The sequence below is a fragment of the Abditibacteriota bacterium genome (genome assembly GCA_017552965.1).
Classification (GTDB): Bacteria; Armatimonadota; UBA5829; order UBA5829; family UBA5829; genus RGIG7931.
In genome coordinates, this window is sequence record JAFZNQ010000054.1 from 16569 (window position 1) to 41126 (window position 24558).

Here is a 24558-nt window from a genome sequence, read left to right on the forward strand (position 1 = left end):
CGTTACCCTTTTCTTTTTTCCAGCCATTCTCTCAGATAGTTTCTCAGAGCGGCGCTCCTGGAGGGATGGCGCAGCTGGCGTATGGCCTTGTTTTCTATCTGTCTGATACGCTCTCTGGTCACGTTGAAGTGGGCTCCCACTTCCTCCAGGGTCCTGGGACAGCCGTCGTGGAGCCCGAACCGCATGATGATCACTTCTCTTTCTCTCTGTCCCAGCATGCCCAGCGCTTCGTCCAGCAGCTCATTGAGCACCGTGTTGTTGGTGGCGTCGTTGGGGGAGGGGGAATCGGTGTCCACCACGAACTCGATGAGATGGGAGTCCTCCTCCTCTCCTATGGGCGTCTCCAGACTCAGGGGATCCTGGGATATGGTCCTGATCTCGTGGATCTTTTCCAGAGGGATGCCGGTCTCCTTGACCAATTCGTCGGTGGTGGGCTCCCTGCCGTTGCGCTGCACGAAGTTTTGCTGTGTCTTGACCAGGTGATTGATCTTCTCCACCATATGCACCGGTATGCGGATGGTGCGGCCCTGGTCCGCTATGGCTCTGGTGATAGCCTGCCGTATCCACCAGGTGGCGTAGGTGCTGAACTTGTAGCCCTTGGTGTGGTCAAACTTTTCCACTGCCCTGATGAGGCCTATGTTGCCCTCCTGTATCAGGTCCGGGAAGCTGAGGCCCCGCCCCAGGTATTTCTTGGCTATGGCCACCACCAGCCTCAGATTGCACTCTATGAGGTTGGACTTGGCGTCCTTGTCGCCCTTTTTGACCTTGCAGGCCAGTATCACCTCCTGACTGGAGGTCAGCAGATTCTTTTTGCCTATCTGGGACAGCCAGCTCTTGACGCTGTCGTCTATGCGGACTCCCGCTCCGGTGAGCTGCTCCTCCAGCTTGGTCTCGCTGATGTCCTCCAGCTCGTCGGCCTCTACCTCAAAGTCTATCAGATTTTCGTTTTCTTCCGGCGTGGTCTTGAAGCCGTTCTCTGCCAGCATATCCAGCAGGAGCTCCTGACAGTTGAGGTCGGGGAGATGGGTCTCCATATAGTAGAGCAGCTGGTCGTAGGTGATGAATTGCTTGTCGCCTACGCTGTCAACTATCTTTGTGTACAGATCCTTCAGGTCCCTGTCGCTATCAAAGGACGCTGTTTCCCTTGGCATTGAATTCTCCTTACTTTGCTGAGAAGCCCTTGCTTTTCATAAGCGTGAGCAGCTCCTGGTATTCCGGGTCGGAGGCCTTCAGCTCGCCTCTCGAGAGCTTGTCGGTCAGTTCTTTTTTTCTGTCGGTCCGGCGGGCAAGGGCTTCCTCTTTGATGATGCTCATCAGCTCCGCAGGGGAGCCCGTGAGCAGCTCCGTGTCCGCCAGCATGGTGTAAAAGGGCTCCTGCAGCCCGTTCTCGGCTATCTCCCGGGTCAGATCGTCGAAGGATATGCTCTCCCCGGCGTCACAGTGAGCCTTGAGCAGCTCTGCCAGCCGGCGGAAAAAGCCTCCGGCAAAATACTCCGTGGAGATGCACGAAAAGATCTCGCTGAGACTGAAGTCGTCCTGGACGGCTCCCGCCAGCAGCAGCTCCTGCGCCCTGAAATACTTGCTGCGGGCGTCGGGCCTGAAGGGCTCCTCCTCTCCCGCGGCTGCGGGAGCGGGGCCGGAGAGACGATCCACTTCTTTGCGTATCTGCTCTTCGGCGTTGGCGCCGGTCTGGTATCTGGGGTGCAGATAGGCCACGTCTCCGATGAGGGCGTCCCTCTTGATGCCGTTGGGCTCTTTGGCTATGATGGGCATCACCGCATTCAGGGCCTCCATCCTGCCCTGACGGCCGGAGAGGTCGTAGCCTTTGAGGGTGTGTCGTATCTCAAACTCCAGCAGACCCGTGTCGGCGGCCAGGATGTCCGCAAAGCGTCCGAAGCCTCCGCTTCTGATGAGAGAGTCCGGGTCCTCGCCCTCCGGGAGGCCGGCGCATTTGACGTTCATACCGGCGGCCAGGAGCAGCTCTCCGTTGCCGAAGGCCGCCTTGACTCCGGCTTTGTCCGCGTCAAAGCACAGAATGACGTTCCTGGTGTAGCGGGCCAGCTTTTTGATGTGCTCGGTGGTCATGGCCGTGCCCAGGGTGGCCACGGCGTTGGTGATGCCGGCAGAGTGGCAGGCAATCACGTCCATATAGCCTTCTACTATTATAACACGATCAGCTGCAGATATCTCACCGTGAGCCAGATCCAGAGCATAAAACTCCTTGCCTTTGGTAAAAAGAGGCGTCTCGGAGGTGTTGAGATACTTGCGCGGGTCCTTGTCGGCGTCGATGATCCTGCCGCCGAAGGCTATGACCTGCCCCAGTATATTGCGTATGGGGAACATGAGCCTTCCGCGAAAACAGTCATAGACCCGCCCCTGTTCATTCTGGCTCAGAAGGCCGGCCTTCAGGGCCGTCTGCCGGGGGATGCGCTTGCTCTCCAGATAATTCAGGAGCCCGTCCCATTTGTCCGGAGCCCAGCCCAGGCCGAAGCGGGCTATCATGTCGCTGTCGATGCCTCTTCTGGAGAGATAGCTGATCACAGCGGGCTCCGCGTTCTTCAGCGACAGGGCAAAATAGTCGGCGGCCACACTGTTGGCCTCCAGCAGCTGCTCCTTTTCCGAAGCCTTTTCCCGGGCCCGGGGGTCTCTCCTGATGGTGACTCCCGCTTCCCTTGCCAGCAGCTCCAGAGCCTCCGGAAAGGACAGATTTTCTTTTTTCTGGATGAACGAAAAAATATCTCCCGCTTCACCGCACCCGAAGCATTTGAAAAACTGCTTTTTGGGGTCCACGTTGAAGGAGGGGGTCTTTTCGCTGTGAAACGGGCACAAGCCCAGATATTTGCTGCCCTGCTTTTTCAGCGATACGTATTTTGAGATAACGTCTACTATGTTCAGCCGGCTTTTGATCTCGCCGACGTAATCCTCAGCCAATGGTCCGTCTCCTTTATACGTATGGTTTTCTACTATTATTATACGCTATCGACGCGTAAAAAGTGCCCGGAAACGGGTCCGGGCACTGATTTTGTGATGAGAGATCAGTTGTAGATGGGATCGCCTACGGCGATGGTCAGAGCCACCAGCTTCTTGTTCAGGAAGGTGTAGGCCACGCCGAACTTGTCCATGTAGTCCATTCTCATGTAGTTGCCCAATATCTGAATGTTGGAGGGGTCGATGCCCATGAGGTAGGTGACCAGCTTGTAGGTGTCGCCTATCATGATGCCGTTGTTCAGCTTGGCATACTTCCAGGGATACAGGCTGACTACGGTGATCTGGCTGATCTTGCCGCCTGTGACTATGAACTCCAGATTGGTGCCTGCGGGCAGGTCATACTGCCAGCACAGGGACTCTTCGTCTATCCTGGAGGAGGTGCCTGCAAAGGCAGTGCCTGCAGTCTGCGCGCCGCCGGCTGCGGTGGCGCCGCCCATACCGGGCATGGAAGGCATGGTGGGAGAGCCGGGCATGGTGGGAGTAGGCATTGACATAGCTCCCGGATCAGGCGTAACGGACATACCGCCTCCCGAAGGCATGCTGGGAGTACTGGGCATGGTAGGAGTACTGGGCATGGTAGGGCTGGTGGGCATAGTCGGTGTCGGCATGGTCAAAGCCCCCGAGGGCATGCTGGGCGAAGTCGGCATGGTGGGAGTAGGCATAGTCAAAGCGCCTGCGCCCATAGCAGAAGTGCCGCCCATGGTGTCGGTGCCCATCATTCCGGTGCCCATCATTCCGGTGGACTGCTGAGGAGCTGCGGAATGGATGATGACCTTGGTGGGGTTGCCATACTTTTCCAGGATTCTCAGAGCGTTGTCGCCCAGCTTGACGCCGGCCAAAGAGGTCTCCTTTGTCTTGACGCTCTTGAATACTCTGCCGGCAGTGACGTCAGATCCGTTCAGGATGCTGGCGGGTACCTTTTTGGAAGCCGGGGCGGCTTTCTTCCCTGCGCAAAGACCGGGAACGGCCGCTGCTGCGATGAGAATGGCTATCAGCACACACAAGGCTGCTTTTGCTTTTGATGTCATTTGACTTCTCCTTCTTCAACACATGAAACGTATATGAAACACATACAGAGTTGTGAGAAAATACGGTTCTCTATATTCATTTTACTATGTTCACAAAAAGTTTTTCAAGCATTTTTTGCCCGCGGACGGAAAAATTTTTAATTATTTTATTATTTCCTCCATGGTCACGCACTTATAGCCGTTGCTGGCGGCGTGGTCCAGTATCACCGGCAGGGCTTTGGTCACCGCTACCACGTCGTTGTGGAGCAGGTAGATGAACCCGGGCTTCATGCTGCTGATGCAGTAGTCCGCCAGTATCTCGGGAGTGGATTCCTGCAGGTGGGTGGAGTTCTTGGTCCAGAGGCCTATATGGACGCCGTATTCCCGGGACAGCCTGCTCTGCTCTTCGTCCCTGTTGCCGCCGGGAGGGCGGAAATACAGGGTGGGCTTGCCGCCGCAGGTCAGGATGGAGCAGTAGCACTGCAGGGTCTCCTTGACTATGTCCGGGTAGTCCAGCTTGGTGTAATTGGGATGGTTCTGGCTGTGGAGCGCCAGCTGGTGGCCGTCCTCCATGATCTGCTTGATGATCTCGGGATACTTCTCCGCCTGCCTGCCCACCAGGAAAAAGGTGGCCTTTACTCCGTATTCCTTCAGTATCTTCAGGTTTTCCAGAGTGGTGGGGGTGGGGCCGTCGTCAAAGGTGAGGCATATCTGCTTTTTGTCGGGATTGCCCTTTTCGATGACGCTGACTCCCTCGGATATGAAGTAATACCTGCGCAGCAGGTCCGAGGCGTCTCTGTACTGGGGGTTGGCCGCCACGCATTGGATCAGCGATTTTTCGTGGAGCTCCAGGTCCTTTTCTCTGGCGGCGCAGACCGCCATGAGATAGTTCACCGATTCCATGCCCTGACGGGGAGTGACGAACTCGGTGAGCCGGTCCCATATCTTCTGCTCGTCCGGAGCGGCGTGCTCCTTCTGGTTGAACACCTCGATGGTAAAGGTCTTGTCGGAGAGCTTGTTGCCATAGGCGTCCATGGCCGTGATCTTCACGTCGTGGATGCCGTTGAGCAGGGTCTCCGTATTGAGGGTGAAGCTGTAGGGATAGGAGTTGGTGACGCTCCTCATCCTGCCGTCTATATACAGCATGGCGGACTTGATATCGTCGTTGCTGCCTATGTCCGCCTTGATGCTGGCCTTGCCCTGCAGGGTGTAGTCCGCCTTTTTGGTCTGCGCGTCCAGGCCTATGGGACCCTTGACGGAGAGAGCGTTGAAGAATATGGGCTTCTTGTAGTCATAGGCCAGTATGATGCCCTTGGTGTCCTTGTATATGTCTCTGCCCTTGACCCGCTCTATCTCCCGCAGGCCCTTCAGAGAGTCGGCTATGTTGTCCCGCAGCATGTTCCAGTAGGCGTGAAGCTCTATGGCGGGCAGGTTGTCCGCAGGCAGCTCGGGGTCGCAGTAGTCGGCGTCCTGCATGGTCCTGAGGAAGGCCATGATCACCTCGTAGCCCTCTATGCGCCCCTCAAAAGCCGAGAAGGCCTCTATGGCCTGGGGATATTTGGCCCTCCGGGCCAGCAGCACGGCCTTGCACAGCTCCGCCACCGGATTGGTCTCGGCGTCAAATATCTTCTGGGCTTCGTCTCCGTAGCCGCCTATCATCAGGTCGATGCCGTACAGAGTGCGGATATAGACGTCCTCTCCGAAATACTTTTTCATATTGCGGAGCACTTCTATGGACGCGTTGGTGTCGCCTATCTCCGTGTAGGAGATGGCGTCGTTCATCAGACGGGAATAATCGTCGCCGTCGTCCGCCGCTGCCGCGCAGGCCAGGGCCAGGAGCAATATGAGGGCTGCTAAAAACCTTTTCATAATAGATGAAAAGCCGGTCTTCGTAAGACCGGCTTTGTGTGGTCGTGATCAGTCGTTGTAAACGCTGACGGCTTTTCTGCCCTTTACGTTTTCAAATTTGACCGTGCCGTCAATCAGAGCAAACAGGGTATCGTCCTTGCCTCTCCCGACGTTGTTGCCGGGATGGATGCGGGTGCCTCTCTGTCTCACGATGATGCTGCCCGCCGTGACTATCTCGCCGCCGTATTCCTTGACACCCAGTCTTTTGGGATTGGAATCACGTCCGTTGCGCGTACTGCCAACACCTTTTTTATGTGCCATGGTATGCCTCCGTTTATGCTACAGTGATCTTGCTGATCTTTACAGCGGTCAGATCCTGTCTGTGTCCGTATTTCTTGTGGTAGTCCTTCTTGGGCTTGTAGATATAGCCGTTGATCTTCTTGCCGCGGTAGTTCTTGATGACTTCGCCTTCCACCACAGCGCCTTCCACGAAGGGAGTGCCTACCTTGATGTCGGCATCCACCACCAGAAGTATATCCTTGAATTCTATTTTGTCGCCGGCGTTCACGTCCGAGAGTCTGTTGACGGAGATGATGTCGTTCTCCGAGACCTTGAACTGCTTGCCGCTGGTCTTGATAATGGCGTACATATGTGTGCCCCCTAATCTTTTCTTCATTTTCAGACAGACAAATACTATTATACACGTTTCCGGAGCGCTTGTCAAATACCTCCGGAAAAAAAGGCCGGGACTTTCCGCATAAATTATTATAGCAGAATCTTCAAAAAAAATCCCGGGGCCAGTTGACAGGGGCCTGTCAAAGGATTATAATGTATATGTAAGTCGCATAAACGAATGTGTATATAGCTATGAAAACCATTACTTCTCAGGTAAAATTCATTATACAGGATACTATCAAGGCGCATTTCTGGCAGAGCTGAGCGCTGCCGGAAATGCATCATCAACTCCGCAGCGCAACGACACGGCGCTGCGGTTTTATATTGCCGCAGTTTATGCGGCTTTTTTGTTTTTCGGACGTTTTTCGGGCCGCTTCTCCGGAGCGCAAAAAAGAAGCGGAAAAGCGTTCAGGCACCGCCCTTCTGCGGAAAAAATAAACAATTGGGTAAGAATGTAAATATAACGACTGATATAAAGGAGGCGCTCCGGCGGGTGTGGACAACGTGTTTCAAAACTGATATAATAATATTAATGATCATTAGAGGTTAACCAGATGAATTACTACTTCAACGCCATGGCGGAGACCATGAGCCAGGATCAGCTGAAGACCGTTCAGCTCCGGGGCCTTCAGAGGACCATCCGCAACGCCTATATCAACAACGAGTTTTACCGCAGCAAGTTTGACGCGGCGGGAGTGAACCCCAACGACATCAAGAGCCTGGACGACCTGCCTCTCCTGGGCTTCATAGACAAGAACGACCTGCGGGACCAGTTCCCCCTGGGCATGCTGTGCAAGCCCGAAGAGGACATCAGGGAAATGCATATGTCCTCGGGTTCCACCGGGACTCCGGTGGCCATGGTGTATGACGAGCACGACCTGGACCAGTGGGCGGAATGTATGGCCCGCTGCTATCATATGGCGGGGGTCCTGCAGGGCGACAAGGTGCAGATCACCCCTACCTTCGGCCTCTTCAACGGCGGCTTCGGCATGTATCACGGCGCCAGAAAGGCCGGCCTCTTCGTGGTGCCTGCCAGCAGCGGCAACACGGCGCGCCAGATAAGGCTCATCAACAGCTTCCACGTCAAGTGCCTGACCGGCGTGGTCAGCTACACCATGCGCATCATGGAGGTCATGAACGAAATGGGCGTCACCATGCCTTCCCTGAAGGTGGGCATCTTCGGCGCGGAGACCTTTTCGGACAAGATGCGCGAAAAGATAGAGAAGGGCCTCAATATCGAAGCCTTTGACATCTACGGCATGACCGAGACCGGAGGCGTGGGCACCACAGGCATGGACTGCGCCGCTCACGACGGCATCCATATTTTTGAAGACCAGTATATCATCGAGATCATCGATCCGGAGACCGGCAAGGTGCTTCCGGACGGCCAGAGCGGCGAGGTGGTCTTTACCAGCCTGAACCGCAACTGCATCCCCATCATCCGCTTTAAGACCGGCGACATCAGCCGCATCATTTCCAGAGAGACCTGCGCCTGCGGCCGCACCCATGCCAGAATAGACCGCATCAAGGGCAGGATAGACGACATGCTCATAGTCAAGGGCGTCAACTTCTTCCCCAAGCAGGTGGAGCAGGCTCTGATGGAGATCCCCGGCGTGCTGTCCGACTATCGCATCATCATCTACGAGAACCACGGCATCAAGGACGTGCGCATAGAGGTGGAGGCCGAGGAAGGAGTCACCGGCTACACCGTGGAGAAAAAGCTCAAGGAAGTGCTGGGCTTCTCTCCCAAGGGCGACGTTTACAAGCCCGGCAGCCTGCCCAGAAGCGAAGGCAAGGCCAAGAGAGTCTTTTACCAGAACGAAAACGGCGAGCTTGTGTAGAGCATGAAAGCCGTTACCCCCCGCACGATCTACGGAGCGGTGTGCCTCACCCTGATCCTGCTGCTTTTGGCAAAATTTGCGGGAGCCATGTCCTCCGTCATCATCAGTCTTGCGCTGTCTGCCATTCTGGCGGCGGCGCTGGACGCGCCCGTCAGCTGGCTGGAACGGCGCAGGGTCTCCCGCAGCGTGGGGACCTTTTTGTGCGTTGTGGCGGCGCTGGGGCTGGCGGTGTTTGCAGTCAGGCTGGTGGCCCCAATGGTCAGCAGCCAGGCCCAGGCCCTGTCGGACCAGTGCCCCCGCTTGGTGAAGCAGCTGGACGCCAAGGCCGAAAAGTATCTGAAGACCATCAAGGTGGATCCCAGACACCTGGATCTGGCCAAGCTGGACATCAAGCCCGGCGCCGTGGCCAAGGGCGTGGCCGGCAGCGCCGCCTGGGTGGGTCAGAACGCTCTGAGCGCTCTGACCGGGGCCTTTTTGGTGATAGTCTTTACCATATATATCCTCATAGAGCCCAGGCCTCTCATCAAAGGGGCGCTGCACCCGTGGCCTGCGGACGTCCGCAAAAAGATACGCCGGTGCCTCATCCGCATTAAGAAGGCCATTTCCTACTGGGTCGTGGGCCTTATGCTGGGCAGCTGCTGCATATTTTTGCTCACCTGGCTGGGGCTCTCCCTGATCAGGATGCCCAACGCCTTCCTGTTCGCCGTCATTGCCGGCCTGATGAACATCATCCCCACTCTGGGGCCCATCCTTTCGGCGGTGCCTCCCGTGCTCATAGCCATAATAACCAACCCGGTCATGATCCTGAAGGTCATAGTGGTCTACGTGGTGGTGCAGCAGTGCGAAGGGCACCTGGTGACCCCTCTGGTCATGCAGAAGCAGCTCTCCATACACCCGGTGGTGCTGCTCTTCTCCATATTCGTTATGGGCACCCTGTTCGGGGTGGCGGGCATATTCATCACCGCCCCCGTGGTGGCTTCCGTGGGCATCATCTACGACGAATTCTACGCCAAGGAGGCCCGGCGCCGGGCGGGGAAAAGCTCCGGCGGATAAGCCCCTCGCCGGCATTTTGCCTTCCCCGGACCGTAAAAGGCTGCGCGGCATAACGTTCCGCCCTGCGGATGCGCAGACGGCCGTCCGCGGGAAAGCCGGCAATACGCATAAAAGGTGAGAAACTATGATGAATTACCGGAGACATTTGAGATCCGTTCCCTTTACGGTCCTGTTTGCGGTTGTCTGCGCGGCGCTGGTCATTCTCGGGCGGACACTGCCCTTCGGAAGCACCGTGAGAATCGGGGACATGCCGTTTCCCTACACCGATGCCTTTGTCATGATCTCTTACGGGCTCGGAGGGCTGGGCTGCGGATTATTATCCTTTGTCATCCTTTTCGCCGGAGAATTTATGCTGGCGGAAGGAAACCCTTCCATATACGCCTCTTCCGTTTATCTGATAATCGGGCTGGCTTTCTCTGCCATGTCCTTCAACGGCTGGTTTGCGGACGTGAAGAAAACGCTTTCCGGCATTGTCCTGCTGTCCGTCCTGCTTGCGCTTTCCTGGCATTTTGCTTTTACCGTCCTGGCAGTCGATGCCGACACCTCGAATATGTTATACGGTATACCTGTCCCCAAGCTCTTTCTCTGCGCGCTGCCTCAGACCGTTCTGGCGGTCCTGGCTGTCGGCGGTTTTTTCAAATACGCGCCGGACAAATACAAGCGTATTGCCGGCTGGGCCGACCGGGACATATTCAGCGCCCGCGAAGGGGAGAACAGGTCTGTCCTGGCAAGGCGCATCACCTTATTGTCCCTGTTGGGGTCTGTACTGCTGGGCGCCGCCGCGATATTCAGCGCGTGTCTGTTCTCGGCCGCGGGTGAAGGGGTACCCTTCAGCCTCGGATATTTTGTTTCCAGATGGCAGTTTAACCTGCAGCTGGGACTGATGATGCTGTGCACCTCCGCGCCGGTTGCCTTCCTGGTAAATCTGTACGTCATGATGAGGGTCGCCGTTCCCATCAATGAAATGTCGTATTTGACGGAAAAATACTACGAGGATGGAGATGAGCTCCGTCCGGAGGAGTTCTCGGAGCTGCGGATCCGTACCGGCGACGAGATAGAAAAGCTCTATCGCAGTATGCTGAAAATGCAGGGAGATATATCCTCGTATATCGCCCGTCTCGTTGAAGAGGAACGCCATTCGGCGCACCTGACAAAGGAGTTCATGCTGGCTCTCTCCAAAGCCGTTGACGCCAAGGATCACTATACCAGCGGCCATTCGCAGCGGGTAGCGGAATACTCGAGAGAGATCGCAAGACGGATGGGCAAAAGCCTCGGGGAGCAGGAAGATATCTACACCATGGGGCTGCTGCATGACATCGGAAAGATCGGCGTTCCGGAGTCCATCATCAATAAGAAAGGGAAGCTGACCGATGAGGAGTTTCAGGCTGTCAGGGAGCATCCTGTGACGGGACATGAGATACTGAAGACCGTTGAGGAGATCCCCCGACTGGCTGTCGGAGCGCGCTGGCATCACGAAAGGTATGACGGACGCGGCTATCCGGACGGGCTGAAGGACGGCGAAATACCGGAGGAGGCGCGGATCATAGGCGTGGCCGATGCGTATGACGCTATGACCAGCAATCGAAGCTATCGCAACGTCATGCCCCGGGAAAAAGTGCGGGAACAGATAGAGAACGGCAGGGGGACGCAGTTTGACCCCCGCATCGCAGACGTGATGCTGACTATGATGGAAGAGGATAAGGAATTCCGGATGCAGGAGTAAGGCAGCCCTGTCCGGCGTGTTTCATATCTGCAATATTCCGAAGCAACCCCGTTAGGAGGTCTTTTATGATCACAAAGCTTATTGTATGCTGCGCGGCGTGCCTTTTGCTGCAAAGCGTGGTGTTTGCAGGCGAGGGCGGGTATTCCCGCTATCTGGCCGATATGCTGTTTCCCGCCGGCAAGCCGGCGGAGGCGGCCCGCGTACGGGTCGTAAGGGATTTTTCGCCGGGCTGCACCAAGTTCGGCAGCCGCTGCGCGGGAGGCCCGTGCCAGCTGGGGGGCAAAACCTACCCGAGGGGCATCGGCGCCAATTCGCCTTCCGAGATACTGGTATCTCCCCTCAAGCCGGTGAAAAGGCTGACGGGCCTCTACGGCCTGGATATGAGCGCCTTCCGGTCTCCGGGCTCCTGCGAATTTATCGTAAAGGCCGGAGAGGAGGAGCTTTTCCGTTCGCCGGTGATAAAGGGCGACGGCAAGGCCTATCCTCTGGACGTGGATATGAAGGGCGTCCGGGAGTTTTCCCTGGTCATCACCGACGGGGGCGACGGCCCCACCAGCGACCACGGCGACTGGGCGGAGCTGAAGGCGGAGTATGAGGACGGGACGGAGGAATATCTCAGCGATATTGCCGGCATCCCGGCGGCCGAGCCGGTCCCCTTTTCCCTGGAATACGGCGGCCGGGCTTCCGGGGAGTTTCTTGCCGGCTGGGTCTATGACTGCCGGGACAGGGAGCTGGAGGACAGGACCGTGCGCACCGCCGTCTGGTCGGACCCGGCCACGGGGCTGGAGATAAAAGCGGTGGTGAATATATACCGGAAGACCTCCGGGGTGGACTGGACTCTTTACCTGACCAACAGGGGCGGCAAAAACACTCCCGTGATCCGTTCCCTGCGGGCTCTGGACACCCGGTTTTATCCTGCCGGGGCGGACAGGACCGGGGCGGAATATGCCGCTCCCGACGTGCCTCAGCAGCCCGACGCGGCCGCCTCGTCTGCTCCCGTATTATACAGGCAGGAGGGCTCCGAGGGCATGGTGCATTTTACCCACAGGGAGTTCATGCCTCTCACGGACCTTCTGGAGGAGGGCGCCAGAATTGAATTCGGCACCAAGGACGCCTATTCCTCCTCCGGCGCCTTCCCCTTTTACAGCCTGTCCTTCGGCCGTTACGGCATAGTCACCGCTCTGGGCTGGACCGGGCAGTGGGACGCCTTTCTGGAGAACCGGGAGGGCAGGGTCCGTTCCTCCGCGGGTATGACGAAGCTGAACACTTATCTCGAGCCCGGGGAAAGCATCAGGAGCCCCCGGGTGCTGCTCACCCTCTGGAAGGGGCTTCCCGAGGACGGCTGGAATTATTTCAGGCATACCATGCTGGAGTATATCGTGCCCCGGTACCGGGGGGAAGTGATCCGGGAGCCCCTGTTCCATATGTGCTCCTGCTTCAATGAGACCAACTCCACCACCTTTGAGAACGAAAAAAGCTATATAGACAATATCGTCAGGCACTCTCTGCCCTTTGAGGTCTACTGGCTGGACGCCTGGTGGCACAAGGGAGGCTTCCCCGCAGGTCTGGGCAACTACGGCTATCCTCTCGAAAGGGCCATAGCCCTGGACCGGTTCCCCGAGGGGGTCAAGGGCATCAGCGACTACGCCCACCAAAACGGCCTCAAAGTAATGTGCTGGTTTGCTCCGGAGCAGCTGGCGGAGGGCAGCCTGCTGGTCCGGGAGCATCCCGACTGGGTGCTGCCTGCCGGGGCTTCCTCCGGGTGTTTCAACCTGGGGATAGGCGAGGCCCTGGACTTCATGTCGGACTATATGAACACCTGCATCAGGGAATGGAATATCGATATCTGGCGCACGGATATCGGCTACACTCTGGGGGGCATCCGGGAAATGGAAAAGGAGACTCCCGACAGGGTGGGCATACTTGAGATCCGACAGGTGGAAGGCCTTTACGAGCTGTGGGACAGGATCACAAAGGCCAATCCGGGGCTCTTTATAGACAACTGCTGCGGCGGCGGAGGCAGGATAGACCTGGAGACCAGCGCCAGGGCCATTCCCGTGTGGCGCACTGACAGCGGCAACTTTACCGCAGGCTCCCGCAACATGAAGGATATGGCCATCCAGAATCAGGACATCAATGCCAACCTGAACCTCTACGTCCCCCAGAACACGGGGCAGACCTTCGGTACGGAGCCCTACTATATCCGTTCGGCCTTCAACGGAGGCTTCCTCTTCGGTGAGGACAACCGGGGGGAGGACTATGACAACAAGACCCTGCGGACGGCCCTGCAGGAAGTGAAAAGGCTCCAAAAATACACCCTGGGAGATTTTTACAGGCTGGTGTTCAAGGGCGAAGCCCCGGACGAATGGTGCGCGTATCAATACCACCGGCCCGAAGAAGGGGACGGAGCCGTGTTTGCCTTCCGCAGGGACGACTCGCCCATACTGGCCATGGAGCTGCCTCTGCGGGGCATAGACCCGGACAAAAAATACTCCGTAACGGTTTACGGCGAGAGCTACAAGCCGGCCCGCCGCCTGACCGTGAAGGGCAGGGACCTGGCCCGGCTGAAGGTGGAGATCCCCGGGGCGCCGGCTTCGGCGCTCATAGAATACGCAGTTGCTCAGTGAGCCGTTGCTTTTATCCGTATTTTAGTATATAATAGATGTGAAATCAATTGAAAGCAGGAAGCAGTATGAACATCACCGACACTATTTTCTACGCTGGCGTAAACGATCACGACATAGATCTGTTTGAGGGACAGTACGACGTGCCCAACGGCATGGCCTACAACTCCTACGTCATCAAAGACCAAAAAACGGCCGTCATGGACACGGTGGACAAGCGGTTCTTCCACCAGTGGCTGGACAACGTCCAGAGCATCCTTGAGGGCGCCGGGCCGGACTATCTCATAGTCCAGCACATGGAGCCGGACCACTCCGCCAACATCTACGATTTTATGAAGACCTACCCCAAGTGCACGGTGGTGTCCAGCGTCAAGGCTTTTACTATGATGGAGAATTTCTTCGGCGAAGGCTTTGAGGACAGACGCATAGTGGTGGGAGAGGGGGACACCCTCTCGCTGGGCGAGCACACTCTGACCTTTGTGGCGGCCCCCATGGTCCACTGGCCCGAAGTGCTGGTGACCTATGACGCCCGGGACAAGGTGCTCTTCTCCGCCGACGGCTTCGGCAAGTTCGGCGCTCTGGATGCCGATGAAGACTGGGCCTGCGAGGCCCGCCGGTATTACATCGGCATAGTGGGCAAATACGGCTCCCAGGTGCAGGCTCTGCTGAAAAAGGCTGCGGGGCTGGACATCGAGACCATATGCCCCCTCCACGGCCCCGTGCTGAAGGAGGATCTGGGCTACTACATCAATCTGTATGACATATGGTCCTCCTACGGCGTGGAGACCGACGGCATACTCATAGCCTACACCTCCGTGTACGGCCATACGAAGCAGGCTGTGCTGAAGCTGGCGGATATGCTGAAGGAAAAGGGCTGCCCCAAGGTGTCGGTCACAGATCTGGCCCGGGACGATATGGCGGAAGCGGTGGAGGACGCCTTCCGCTACGGCAAGATAGTGCTGGCCACCACCACCTACAACGCCGACATCTTCCCCTTCATGAAGGAGTTCATCAATCACCTGACCGAGCGGAATTTCCAGAACAGGACCGTGGCCTTTATCGAAAACGGCAGCTGGGCTCCCCTGGCGGCCAAGACCATGAAGAAGATGCTGGAGGGCTGCAAAAAGCTCACCTTTGCCGACAATCAGGTGACTATCCGGTCGGCCATGAACGCAGAGAGCGGAGCGGCTCTGGAGGCTCTGGCGGAGGAGCTGTGCAAGGATTATCTGGCCCAGCATGACGAGACTGCCAACAAGAACGATATGACCGCCCTGTTCCGCATAGGCTACGGGCTCTACGTGGTCACCTCCAATGACGGCAAGAAGGACAACGGGCTCATAGTCAATACGGTCACCCAGGTGACGGACACCCCCAACCGGGTGGCGGTGTGCATCAACAAGCAGAACTACTCCCACCACGTCATAAAGCAGACCGGCATCATGAACGTGAACTGCCTCAGCGTGGACGCTCCCTTCAGAGTGTTCGAGCACTTCGGTTTCCGCAGCGGCCGGTCTGCCGACAAGTTCGCCGACTGGAGCGACGAGTCCTTCAGAAGCGGCAACGGTCTGGTGTTCCTGTCCAAATATATCAACGCCTTTATGTCTCTCAAGGTGGAGCAGTATGTGGACCTGGGGACTCACGGCATGTTTATCTGTCAGGTGACGGAGGCCCGGGTCATCAGCGACCGGGAGACCATGACCTACACCTATTATCAGAAAAACGTGAAGCCCAAGCCTCAGACCGAGGGCAAGAAGGGCTTTGTCTGCACGGTGTGCGGCTACGTGTATGAAGGAGATGAGCTGCCCGACGACTACATCTGCCCTCTGTGCAAGCACGGAGTCGCCGATTTTGAGCCGATAGAGTAGCGGCTCGGCGGACGGAAAAAAAGCAGATTTACTTGCGTATATCCGGAAAAATGGTATATAATAGATTATAGATGTATATTTCGCTCTAACGAGGTAAACGATGAAAAAATACTTTTTGATAGCTGTATTGCTGACAGCGGCCCTGGCATTCTGCGGCTGCGGCAAGGATGACGCCCAGGAGACTCCCAACTCTATCGCCATGCCTACTGCCGGTCCCACTATGGGCCCCACCATGCCCGGCTCGCCCAGTACTCCCAGTACTCCCGGTATTCCCGGCTCGCCCGCGCCCACTATGCCCTCCATGCCCAGTCTGCCGACTGCTCCCGGTATGGCCGGCGGCACTGCTGCTGCCGCTCCCGCCGCTCCCGCCGCTGCGCCCGCAGCCGACGCTGCATCGGACACTTCTTCGGCGGCCAAGATCATACCCGCTCTGCCTACCCTGTCCCACGGGGATGCGGTGAAGGATGACAACGGCGAGGTCCGCAGATACACCGCCTATCCCGAATACACTGCCGGCAAGCGCTCTGCGAAGCCCTTCGGAGCCGATGAAAAGAGCTGCCGCGAGGCCGCTCTGGCATTCGTCCGCGCTTACTACTATGACTTTGACAGCATGAGCTTCCAGTACAGGGACGTGCCCGGCGTGTGGAAGGGAGACCGCTGGCAGTACACCTTTACCCAGATCATCAGAGAGACCAAGCGCACCGGCAACACCATCACCATAGCCGTGAATCCGGACTACTATGACGCCGACAACGACATGCATTATCCCGAGGTAGTGTATTACAGCTCGGTAAAGAAGATCTGGACCAACTGATTTGTACAGATATATAATCACTCTGCTTTCCAAGGACAAGCCCGGCATCATCGCCGACATCTCGTCTGCGGTGGCGGCTCTGGACGGCAATATCAACGAGGTCAGCCAGACAGTGGTAAAGGGCTACTTTACCATCATAGTGTTTGCCTCGTTTCCCCGCAGCGTGGCTGACGGGGAACTGTCCGAGGCCATATGCGGCAGGAGGCCCGAGGAAAGCGGAGATTATCATATCAACATGGTGCCCTACGAAGAGCTCAGGGGCGGCGATGGCGCAAAAAAGGAGAAGTATATCCTCACCATCAAATGCACCGAGCAGTCGGGCATCATCAGCGAGATCACCTCGTATCTCTACGGGCGCCGCATCAATATAGAGGACTTCTATGCCTACATTGCCCATGGGACGCCCTATATGCTGGCTCAGATAGCCGTTCCCGATGACGGAGTGGCGGACGAGATCAGAGACGCCCTGGAGCAGATCGGCAAAAAGTGGCACCTGACGGTGACTCTCAGTCACGAGAATATCTATATAGCCACCAGCACTGTGTGTCCCACCATCAAGCTGGTCTGACACTGCAAAAGAGGCGCAAGGCAAAAAACCTCCGGGTTTTTTGCCTTTTTACTTGTACACGGAGACGACCATTGACCAAGCGCGGCGCCCGCCCCTTTGACTGGGGCGAATTTATCAGGAGGACTGCCCGTATAGCCCTGCCCGTGGCTCTGCAGAACCTGCTGGGAGTGACCAGCGGCATGGTGGACACCATCATGCTGGCCTCCCAGGGCTCCAGAGCCGTGGGGGCCGTGGGCCTGTGCGCCCAATACACCACCGTCATGTTCAGCTGCTACTGGGGCTTCATGGCGGGAGGCATGCTGTTCTATTCGCAGTATTGGGGAGCAAGGGACCACGACGGCATCAGGCGGGCCTACGGCACCACCCTGGTGTTTATGATGACCGTGGCCTTCATCTTTGCCGGCCTGGCTCTGCTGAAGCCGGAGCTGGTCATGAGCATCTACACCGACAAGACTGCCATCAGGGCCATAGGGGTGGAATATCTGCGCATAGTGGGCTACGCCTACGTGTTTCAGGTGTTCGTCATGTGCGTCAGCGCCCTGATGCGCTCCACCGAAAGGGTGCGGATGCCCCTGGCTGCCACCATATGCGCCGTGGCGGTCAACATCTTCCTGAACTGGGTGCTCATATTCGGCCGGCTGGGCTTTGAGCCCATGGGAGTGAGGGGCGCCGCCCTGGCCACCACTATAGCCTCGGCCTTCAACGTGGCTGCGTTGCTCTTGCTGGCGGCGTGCAGGGATTATCACTACGTGTTTCAGGTGTCGGGGCACTTCCGCTGGAGCGTGGGGTGGCTGAAGGAATATCTGCAAAAGTCCTCCTTCATCATAGTGAACGAGGTGTTTGTGGGGGCCGGTCTCATGGGTATCAACATAGTCCTGGGGCATCAGTCCGAGAGCGCCATTGCCGCCGTGGCCGTGTTCAGGGTGCTGGAGGGCTTTGTCATAGCCTTTTTCTCCGGGGTCTCCAACGCGGCCTCCGTGCTGGTGGGCAAATGCATAGGGGCGGGGGACCACGTGAACGCTTACAGAAGAGCGGTGCGCATGGTGCCTCTGTGCGCTGCCATGGTCCTCACTGCCCTCCTGATACTTATAGCCGTGCACAAGCCCCTGCTCCACGCCATGAGCCTGTCGGGAGAGGCCTACCGCATAGGCTGCGGCATGCTGTATATATACGCCGTGGCATCCCTTCTCAAGATGTGCAACTGGACCCAGAACGACACCTTCCGCAGCGCCGGGGAAACGGTGTACGGCACCACCATAGAGATACTCCTGATGTGGCTCCTGGAGCTGCCGGGAGTGTATCTGGCGGGCATGGTGTTCAAGCTGCCGGTCTTGTGGGTGTTTTTCTTCGTCTATTCCGGCGAGCCCATATGGTTCTGGCTTATGCAGAAGAGGCTCTATTCCGGCAGGTGGATCAAGCCGGTCACTCCTCAGGGCCGGCGGGCCATCAAAGCCTTCCGCCGGGCCCTTATCCACAAAGAGCTCTAATCCAGCTCCTCCGCCCCCGTGTAGAGCTGATAGTAGCGGCCCCTGAGGGCCAGGAGCTCCTCGTGGGTGCCCCTTTCTATGATCTCCCCGTGCTCCAGCACCATGATGGCGTCGGCGTTGCGCACCGTGGAGAGCCTGTGGGCTATCACAAAGGTGGTGCGGTCCTTCATCAGGCTGTCCATGCCCCTTTCTATATGCTTTTCCGTGCGGGTGTCCACGCTGGAGGTGGCTTCGTCCAGCACCAGCACCGGCGCCTTGGACAGGGCCGCCCGGGCTATGTTGAGCAGCTGTCTCTGGCCCTGGGACAGATTGACTCCGTCTCCCTCCAGCACAGTGTTGTAGCCCTCCGCAAGCCGTGTGATAAAGGAATGGGCGCTGGCCGACCTGGCAGCCTCTATGACCTCTTCGTCCGTGGCGTCCTGCCTGCCGTAGCGTATGTTTTCCATGACCGTCCCCGTGAAGAGATGGGTGTCCTGGAGCACCATGGCTATGTTTTTGCGCAGGAAGGCCCTGTCTATGCGGCGTATGTCGATGCCGTCCAGGGTGATGGAGCCCTGATGCACGTCGTAAAACCTGTTGAGCAGGTTGGTGACGGTGGTTTTCCCGGCGCCGGTGGAGCCCACGAAGGCTATTTTCTGCCCGGGCAGGGCCGTGAGGGATATGTTCTTCAGCACCAAACGGTCTTCCGTATAGCCGAAGCTCACCCGGTCCAGCTCCACGCTGCCCCTGATCTCCTGCTGCAGAGCCTCGCCCCGGCTGTCGGCGTCTTCGGGAGGCTCGTCCATGACGGCAAAGACCCTCTCGGCGCCGGCCAGGGCGGCGAATATGGTGGGCATCTGCTGGGTGATCATGTTGATGGGCATGGAAAAGGTGCGGGAATACTGGGCAAACACGGTGAGGGCCCCGGGGGTCAGAGCCCCGGCTATCATCATGAGGCCTCCCGCTCCCACGGTGACTCCGTAGCATATCTGCGAGGCGTTGCCCATGATGGGCCCCATGACGCCTCCCCAGAACTGGGCGTAGAACTGCTTGCCCTTCAGGTCGCTGTTCAGGAGGGCAAACTCATCCTTGCAGATGTCTTCGTGGCCGAAGACCTTGATCTCCTTTTGCCCCGTGATGGTCTCCTCTATATAGCCGTTCACCGAGCCCAGAGCGTCCTGCTGGTCCTTGTAATACCTGTGGGACTTTTGGCCTATGGCGCTGCCGCCGATGGCGTAGATGGGCAAAAACAGTATGGTCACCAGAGTGAGCACCCAGTTGGTGGTGAGCATGAACAAAAAGGTGCCCACCAGAGTGATGGACCCGGAGACTATGTTGATGAGGGCGCCGTTGAGCATCACGTCTATGTTGTCCACGTCGTTGGTAAAGCGGCTCATGAGCTCGCCGGTGGAATTGGTGTCATAATACCTGACGCCCAGGGTCTGCAGCTTGTTGAACAGGTCGCCTCTGATCTTTTCCACCGTGTCCTGAGTGACCTGCAGCATGAGCCTGTTCTGGAGATAGGTGCACAGGACTCCGATGAGATAGATGGCCAGCATCACTGCCAGAGCGGCGATGACGTAGGTGAGCACGTCGTGAAAACGGCCCTCCGGCGCCAGGCTCCCGAAGCAGTCCAGCTCCGCCAGACGGCTGATGCACCAGTCTATCCTCCTGCCCATGGCCGAGGCGGAGGGCTTGCCTGCGATCTTGTCCACTATGGGCGCCAGCAGATAGCCCCCCACCAGACCCGTCAGGGTGGTGGTCAGCATGAAAACGAACACCAGAAACAGCCTGAAAAAGCTGCCCTTCAGATAGCCGAGTATCCTGAGAAGGGACCTGTGGGTGTTCTTGGGCTTGCCCCCGCCCAGAATGGGGCCGGGGCCGTGACGGCGGGGCCCGCCGGGCTGTCTGCCGGGGCCCTTGCTCTTCCAGGAATAACGCTTTTGCAGCTCTTCAAGATTGCGCACGGCCATATCAGGACACCTCCGCAGCAGTCTGGGAATAGTATATTTCCTGATATTCCCGATTGGACCTGAGGAGCTCTTCGTGGCTGCCGGCGCCGGTGATCCTGCCTTCGTCCATGACCACTATCAGGTCGGCGTCCATCACCGAGCTGATGCGCTGAGCGATGATGATGGTGGTGGTGCCCGCCAGCTTGTCCGCAAAGGCTTTGCGTATGGCGGCCTCGGTGGCGGTGTCCACCGCCGAGGTGGAGTCGTCGAGTATCAGCACTTTGGGCTTTCTCAGCAGGGCTCTGGCGATACACAGCCTCTGCTTTTGGCCGCCGGACACGTTGGAGCCTCCCTGCTCGATGGGGCTCAGGTAGCCCTCCCGGAAGCCTGTGATGAAGCCGTGGGCCTGGGCGGCTTTTGCCGCCTCCTCCACTTCCTCGTCGGAGGCGTCCTCGGAGCCCCACAGCAGATTGTCCTTCACGGTGCCTGTGAACAGGGTGTTTTTCTGCAGCACCATGCTCACGCTCCTGCGGAGATTGTCCAGCGAATAGTCCCTGACGTTGACGCCGTCCAGCAACACCTCTCCGCTGTCGCAGTCATACAGCCGGGGGATAAGGGAGACCAGAGTGGTCTTGCCGCAGCCGGTGGAGCCTATGATGCCCACCCGGGCGCCGGCGGGAATGGTGAGGCTGACGTCAGAGAGCACCTCCTCCCGGTGATTTTTGTAATAGCGAAAGCTCACGTGGCGAAACTCTATCTCTCCCCGGTCTGCCAGCTTGTCCTTGCAGGCGGCGTCGGCGTCGGTGAGGTCCGGGGCTTCGTCCAGCACTTCTGTGATGCGCCGGGCGGAAGCGAAGGCCCTGGAGGAGGCCATCATGAGAAAGGTGACGAACATCAGGGAGGAGAGTATCTGGGTCACGTAGGTCACAAAGGCTGCCAGGTCGCCCACCTGCATGCCTCCCACTGTGCCCTGTTCCTGCAGCACTATGTTGCCGCCTATCCACAGCACGGCTATGATGGTCAGATTCATGACCACGGTCATCACCGCAGGCATCACTATCATGACTCCCACGGCGGAGAGGCAGGCTTCCTTCAGCCTGCGGTTGGCGCCGGCGAACTTGCGCTTCTCGTAGTCCTCCCGCACGAAGGATTTGACTACCCGCACGTTGGTGATATTTTCCTGGATGGCCGAGTTGAGCCGGTCCAGCTTTTCCTGCATGACGGAAAAGCGGGGAAAGCCTATCCTGATGAGGCTGAACACCGACACGAACAGCACGGGGATGGACACGAAGAACACCGCGGTCAGGGAGGGGCGTATGGCTATGGCCATGATGAGGGCCCCTATCATCATACCCGGCGCCCGGAGACCCATGCGCAGTATCATGCCGGTGAAGTTTTGCAGCTGGGTGACGTCGTTGGTCAGCCTGGTGATCAGGCTGCCGGTGGAGAACTTGTCTATGTTGGCAAAGGAAAAGCTCTGTATCTTGCCGTATATGTCTTCGCGGAGATCGGCTGCAAAGCCCACTGCGGCCTTGCTGCCGAACCAGGCGCCGCCTACGCCTCCCAGACCCATGAGCACCGCCGTCAGGGCCATAAGCCCCGTGTAGCGCAGGGTCTGCCCAGTGGTGAGAGTGCCCAGAGTGCCGCCGGTCACTATGAGGGACATCACCTTGGGCATGACCACCTCGCCTATGACCTCGGCGATCATACACAGGGGACCCAGGATAAAGGCGGGCAGATAGGGCCTGATATACTTATACCATCGTTTCATGTGTACCTCCGGCAAGCCCTGCGGACTGCGCTCCGCAGCGCGCGGGCCGTGCCATAATAAATATTATATATTATCCCCCGTTGTTTTGCAAGGGCCGGGGGGAGGGGCCCGCTTGAAGTTTTTGACGGTTTGTAGTATCATAGTGTAGTGGAATACGGACGACAGGTGCGATATGTTTGATACGGTGTACTCTATAGTGCTGATGGTGCTGCTGGGCTACGGCGCCAAGATGTTGGGGATCTTCAAAGAGAGCGATACCCCCATAGTGAACAACGTCATCCTCTACGTGTGCCTGCCCTGCTTCATAGCCCACTTCGTCATGAACTGCGCTCTGGACAGGGAGATGTTTATGACCCCTCTGGTGGCCATAGTCGTGGAGCTCATCCTGATATTCCTTTCCCTCCCGGTCTGCCGCCTCATGAAGCTGTCCCCCGCCAAGACTATTTCCGTGGTCATGACCGCCTGCTTTGCCAACACCGGCTTTGTGGGCTATCCGGTGATCAGCTCGTTTTTCTCAGACCCCAAAGCCATTCCCACCGCCGTCATCATAGACCAGTTCGGCATGTCCGTGCTGATGCTGTGCACCGCTCCCGTGCTGATGCGGGCGCTGCACAAGGAGGGGGGAGGCTTCAGGCCCGGGGACCTGATGGTGTTTTTCCGCCGGCCGGCCATTCCCGTGTTTTTGCTGTGCCTTTTGCTCCACGGGCTCAGACTGCCCACCTTTCTGGACTCCACTCTGGAGACGGTGGGCAAGGCGGTGGTGCCCCTGTCCATGCTGTCTATCGGCCTGAATCTCAGGATAGACCGCAAATTGCTGCTGGAAATGAGACCCCTCAGCGTGGTCATCATATTCAAATTCGTCTTTTCGCCCCTGCTGGTATATGCGGGAGTGCGTATGCTGGGGCTCAGCCAGCTCATAGGCAACGTGGCTGTGCTGCAGCTGGGGCTTTCCAGCGCGGTCATCGCAGGCATCATGGCCTCGGACAACGGCGGCGACAAGGCCTTTGCCAGCCAGTCGGTGTGCGTGACCACTCTCCTGAACGTGATCTACATACCCGTGTGCGCTTTTTTGCTGGGGATAGTGTGATGAAGGGACTCGTTCACGTCTATACAGGCTGCGGCAAGGGCAAGACCACCTGCTCTCTGGGGCTGGCCCTCAGGGCCCTGGGCTGGGGCAAAAGGGTGTGCATGGTGCAGTTTATCAAGGGCTGGGAGCATACTGGCGAGATGCAGTTTGCCAAAAAGTGCGACGGCTTTGACGTCATACAGACCAACGAGAGCCGGACCCTGAATATCACCAAAGACTTTGCCGAGGCGGCGGGCCCCGCCTGCCGGGAGGCTCTGGCAAAGGCCCGGGAGGTCATCCGGTCCGGCGCCTGGGACGTGGTGATACTGGACGAAGTGAACGGCGCTGTGGATATGGGCTTTGTCAGCCCCGCCGAGATCATAGAGCTGATAAAGGAGAAGCCCGAGGCAGAGGAGCTGATCCTCACAGGCCGCAACGCAAAGCCGGAGGTCATGGAGGCGGCGGATTACGTCACCGAGATGACCCTTGTGAAACACCCCTTTGACAAGGGGGTAAGCGCCAGGAGGGGCGTGGATTTTTGATGAACACATACCATATACTGACGGAATACATGGGGACTCTGTCCCCGGGAGCCGTGCTGTTTTCCGGCGGCATGGATTCGACTCTGGTGCTGTGGGCAGCCCGGGAGGTCTGGGGCAGGGCGGCCCTGGCTCTGACGTTCCACACTCCCACTCTCACAGACAGAGACCGCCGTTACGCCGAGAGCTTTTTGGCCAGATGCGGCGTCCGGTCGGAGACCATACCCATGGACAACCTGCAGGTGCCGGAGGTCAGGGCAAACCGCCGGGACAGATGCTATCACTGCAAAAAAGCCCTGCTGGCAAAGGCCCTGACTCTGGGCCTGCCGCTGTATGACGGCACCAACCGGGACGACGCCGGGATCTACCGGCCGGGGCTGCGGGCCAAGGAGGAAGCGGGAGTCATCTCGCCCCTGGCGGACTGCGGCTTAGGCAAGGAGGAGGTCCGGGAGTGCCTGAGGGAGCTGGGCCTGGGAGAATACGTCCGGGGGTCGGACTCGTGCCTCGCCACCAGATTTCCCTACGATCATCCCCTTTGCCATGAGAGCCTGGACCGGGTGCGGCGGGCGGAGGTGCTGGTCGCAAGCCTTTTGCCCCCCGGCGCCACGGTGCGCTGCAGGGTAAAGGACGGCTTCTTCTCGGTGGAGACCGACAAGCAGTATATACCTATATTGAAAAATGAAGAGACAGCCCTCGAAGCTCTGGGCGCATACGAGATATGCCAAGAAGGCTTCGTGTCGGGCAGACAGGACAAATAA

Annotated in this window: 21 protein-coding genes; 13 read left to right on the forward strand and 8 right to left on the reverse strand. The window is 58.0% G+C overall.

All coding sequences use genetic code 11. The features are described from left to right. Positions 1–2: 2 nt before the first annotated feature. The 3 genes from rpoD to IK083_05375 form a co-directional block, all read right to left on the reverse strand. Positions 3–1034: an RNA polymerase sigma factor RpoD gene (gene rpoD, locus IK083_05365; GenBank protein ID MBR4748982.1), complete on the reverse strand. Its 1032-nt coding sequence runs from the start codon at positions 1032–1034 to the stop codon at positions 3–5. A 127-nt stretch (positions 1035–1161) separates the two neighbouring features. After that, a complete protein-coding gene (locus IK083_05370; GenBank protein MBR4748983.1) occupies positions 1162–2931 on the reverse strand; it encodes a DNA primase in 1770 nt (589 codons plus the stop codon). A 104-nt stretch (positions 2932–3035) separates the two neighbouring features. After that, positions 3036–3476: a hypothetical protein gene (locus tag IK083_05375; GenBank protein MBR4748984.1), complete on the reverse strand. Its 441-nt coding sequence runs from the start codon at positions 3474–3476 to the stop codon at positions 3036–3038. On the opposite strand from IK083_05375, the gene IK083_05380 reads away from it, so the two are divergent. Then, positions 3460–3738 carry a hypothetical protein gene (locus IK083_05380; protein ID MBR4748985.1) on the forward strand — a complete coding sequence of 93 codons (279 nt, stop codon included), beginning with the start codon at positions 3460–3462 and terminating at the stop codon, positions 3736–3738. The two genes, IK083_05375 and IK083_05380, sit on opposite strands and share 17 nt — an antisense overlap. 15 nt (positions 3739–3753) lie before the next feature. Further along, entirely contained in the window at positions 3754–4020 is a 267-nt protein-coding gene (locus IK083_05385) for a hypothetical protein (GenBank protein MBR4748986.1), read from the forward strand. 137 nt (positions 4021–4157) lie between these two features. On the opposite strand, the gene IK083_05390 is transcribed toward IK083_05385, so the two are convergent. Genes IK083_05390 through rplU form a run of 3 tightly spaced genes read right to left on the reverse strand, consistent with a single transcriptional unit; the run spans position 4158 to position 6492 of the window. Further along, on the reverse strand, positions 4158–5864 hold the full coding sequence (locus IK083_05390; GenBank protein ID MBR4748987.1) for a polysaccharide deacetylase family protein: 1707 nt from the start codon (positions 5862–5864) through the stop codon (positions 4158–4160). 48 nt (positions 5865–5912) lie between these two features. Then, positions 5913–6164: a 50S ribosomal protein L27 gene (gene rpmA, locus IK083_05395; protein ID MBR4748988.1), complete on the reverse strand. Its 252-nt coding sequence runs from the start codon at positions 6162–6164 to the stop codon at positions 5913–5915. A 13-nt stretch (positions 6165–6177) separates the two neighbouring features. Then, complete coding sequence (gene rplU / locus IK083_05400) at positions 6178–6492, reverse strand: 50S ribosomal protein L21 (protein ID MBR4748989.1); 315 nt, start codon at positions 6490–6492, stop codon at positions 6178–6180. Between the two features lie 580 nt (positions 6493–7072). Here rplU and IK083_05405 point away from each other — a divergent pair. The 8 genes from IK083_05405 to IK083_05440 all read left to right on the forward strand — a co-directional run bounded on the left by IK083_05405 (position 7073) and on the right by IK083_05440 (position 18493). Then, positions 7073–8359, forward strand: a complete 1287-nt coding sequence (locus tag IK083_05405) for a phenylacetate--CoA ligase (protein ID MBR4748990.1) — start codon at positions 7073–7075, stop codon at positions 8357–8359. A 3-nt stretch (positions 8360–8362) separates the two neighbouring features. Then, positions 8363–9412 carry an AI-2E family transporter gene (locus tag IK083_05410; protein MBR4748991.1) on the forward strand — a complete coding sequence of 350 codons (1050 nt, stop codon included), beginning with the start codon at positions 8363–8365 and terminating at the stop codon, positions 9410–9412. 124 nt (positions 9413–9536) lie between these two features. Beyond that, positions 9537–11135 (forward strand): HD-GYP domain-containing protein, encoded by a 1599-nt coding sequence (locus tag IK083_05415; GenBank protein MBR4748992.1) that lies wholly within the window; start codon positions 9537–9539, stop codon positions 11133–11135. Positions 11136–11200: 65 nt separating this feature from the next. Beyond that, positions 11201–13762 (forward strand): NPCBM/NEW2 domain-containing protein, encoded by a 2562-nt coding sequence (locus IK083_05420; protein MBR4748993.1) that lies wholly within the window; start codon positions 11201–11203, stop codon positions 13760–13762. 65 nt (positions 13763–13827) lie between these two features. Continuing rightward, positions 13828–15624, forward strand: a complete 1797-nt coding sequence (locus IK083_05425; GenBank protein ID MBR4748994.1) for a flavin reductase — start codon at positions 13828–13830, stop codon at positions 15622–15624. 100 nt (positions 15625–15724) lie between these two features. Next, positions 15725–16438 (forward strand): hypothetical protein, encoded by a 714-nt coding sequence (locus IK083_05430; GenBank protein MBR4748995.1) that lies wholly within the window; start codon positions 15725–15727, stop codon positions 16436–16438. A 1-nt stretch (position 16439) separates the two neighbouring features. Further along, entirely contained in the window at positions 16440–17006 is a 567-nt protein-coding gene (locus tag IK083_05435; GenBank protein ID MBR4748996.1) for an ACT domain-containing protein, read from the forward strand. Between the two features lie 71 nt (positions 17007–17077). Beyond that, positions 17078–18493 (forward strand): polysaccharide biosynthesis C-terminal domain-containing protein, encoded by a 1416-nt coding sequence (locus IK083_05440; GenBank protein ID MBR4748997.1) that lies wholly within the window; start codon positions 17078–17080, stop codon positions 18491–18493. On the opposite strand, the gene IK083_05445 is transcribed toward IK083_05440, so the two are convergent. After that, on the reverse strand, positions 18490–20445 hold the full coding sequence (locus tag IK083_05445) for an ABC transporter ATP-binding protein (GenBank protein MBR4748998.1): 1956 nt from the start codon (positions 20443–20445) through the stop codon (positions 18490–18492). The genes IK083_05440 and IK083_05445 overlap by 4 nt on opposite strands. Position 20446: 1 nt before the next feature. Next, positions 20447–22195 carry an ABC transporter ATP-binding protein gene (locus tag IK083_05450; protein ID MBR4748999.1) on the reverse strand — a complete coding sequence of 583 codons (1749 nt, stop codon included), beginning with the start codon at positions 22193–22195 and terminating at the stop codon, positions 20447–20449. Between the two features lie 172 nt (positions 22196–22367). On the opposite strand from IK083_05450, the gene IK083_05455 reads away from it, so the two are divergent. From IK083_05455 to IK083_05465, 3 genes are read left to right on the forward strand one after another with little or no spacing between them, the layout of a single operon-like run. After that, positions 22368–23282, forward strand: a complete 915-nt coding sequence (locus IK083_05455) for an AEC family transporter (protein MBR4749000.1) — start codon at positions 22368–22370, stop codon at positions 23280–23282. Further along, positions 23282–23803 (forward strand): cob(I)yrinic acid a,c-diamide adenosyltransferase, encoded by a 522-nt coding sequence (cobO, locus tag IK083_05460; protein ID MBR4749001.1) that lies wholly within the window; start codon positions 23282–23284, stop codon positions 23801–23803. The genes IK083_05455 and cobO overlap by 1 nt, the downstream gene beginning before the upstream one ends. Next, a complete protein-coding gene (locus IK083_05465) occupies positions 23803–24558 on the forward strand; it encodes a TIGR00268 family protein (GenBank protein MBR4749002.1) in 756 nt (251 codons plus the stop codon). The genes cobO and IK083_05465 overlap by 1 nt, the downstream gene beginning before the upstream one ends.

Bases quoted from the DNA above. Each gene is read 5' to 3' on its own strand.
- IK083_05450 (MBR4748999.1), bottom strand. From the start codon at position 22,195: ATGAAACGATGGTATAAGTATATCAGGCCCTATCTGCCCGCCTTTATC.
- IK083_05465 (MBR4749002.1), top strand. From the start codon at position 23,803: ATGAACACATACCATATACTGACGGAATACATGGGGACTCTGTCCCCG.
- IK083_05390 (MBR4748987.1), bottom strand. From the start codon at position 5,864: ATGAAAAGGTTTTTAGCAGCCCTCATATTGCTCCTGGCCCTGGCCTGC.
- IK083_05385 (MBR4748986.1), top strand. From the start codon at position 3,754: ATGATGACCTTGGTGGGGTTGCCATACTTTTCCAGGATTCTCAGAGCG.
- IK083_05410 (MBR4748991.1), top strand. From the start codon at position 8,363: ATGAAAGCCGTTACCCCCCGCACGATCTACGGAGCGGTGTGCCTCACC.
- IK083_05425 (MBR4748994.1), top strand. From the start codon at position 13,828: ATGAACATCACCGACACTATTTTCTACGCTGGCGTAAACGATCACGAC.
- IK083_05380 (MBR4748985.1), top strand. From the start codon at position 3,460: ATGGTGGGAGTAGGCATTGACATAGCTCCCGGATCAGGCGTAACGGAC.
- IK083_05420 (MBR4748993.1), top strand. From the start codon at position 11,201: ATGATCACAAAGCTTATTGTATGCTGCGCGGCGTGCCTTTTGCTGCAA.
- IK083_05415 (MBR4748992.1), top strand. From the start codon at position 9,537: ATGATGAATTACCGGAGACATTTGAGATCCGTTCCCTTTACGGTCCTG.
- IK083_05375 (MBR4748984.1), bottom strand. From the start codon at position 3,476: ATGCCTACTCCCACCATGCCCGGCTCTCCCACCATGCCTTCCATGCCC.
- IK083_05405 (MBR4748990.1), top strand. From the start codon at position 7,073: ATGAATTACTACTTCAACGCCATGGCGGAGACCATGAGCCAGGATCAG.
- rpmA (MBR4748988.1), bottom strand. From the start codon at position 6,164: ATGGCACATAAAAAAGGTGTTGGCAGTACGCGCAACGGACGTGATTCC.
- IK083_05430 (MBR4748995.1), top strand. From the start codon at position 15,725: ATGAAAAAATACTTTTTGATAGCTGTATTGCTGACAGCGGCCCTGGCA.
- IK083_05455 (MBR4749000.1), top strand. From the start codon at position 22,368: ATGTTTGATACGGTGTACTCTATAGTGCTGATGGTGCTGCTGGGCTAC.
- rpoD (MBR4748982.1), bottom strand. From the start codon at position 1,034: ATGGAGACCCATCTCCCCGACCTCAACTGTCAGGAGCTCCTGCTGGAT.
- IK083_05445 (MBR4748998.1), bottom strand. From the start codon at position 20,445: ATGGCCGTGCGCAATCTTGAAGAGCTGCAAAAGCGTTATTCCTGGAAG.
- cobO (MBR4749001.1), top strand. From the start codon at position 23,282: ATGAAGGGACTCGTTCACGTCTATACAGGCTGCGGCAAGGGCAAGACC.
- rplU (MBR4748989.1), bottom strand. From the start codon at position 6,492: ATGTACGCCATTATCAAGACCAGCGGCAAGCAGTTCAAGGTCTCGGAG.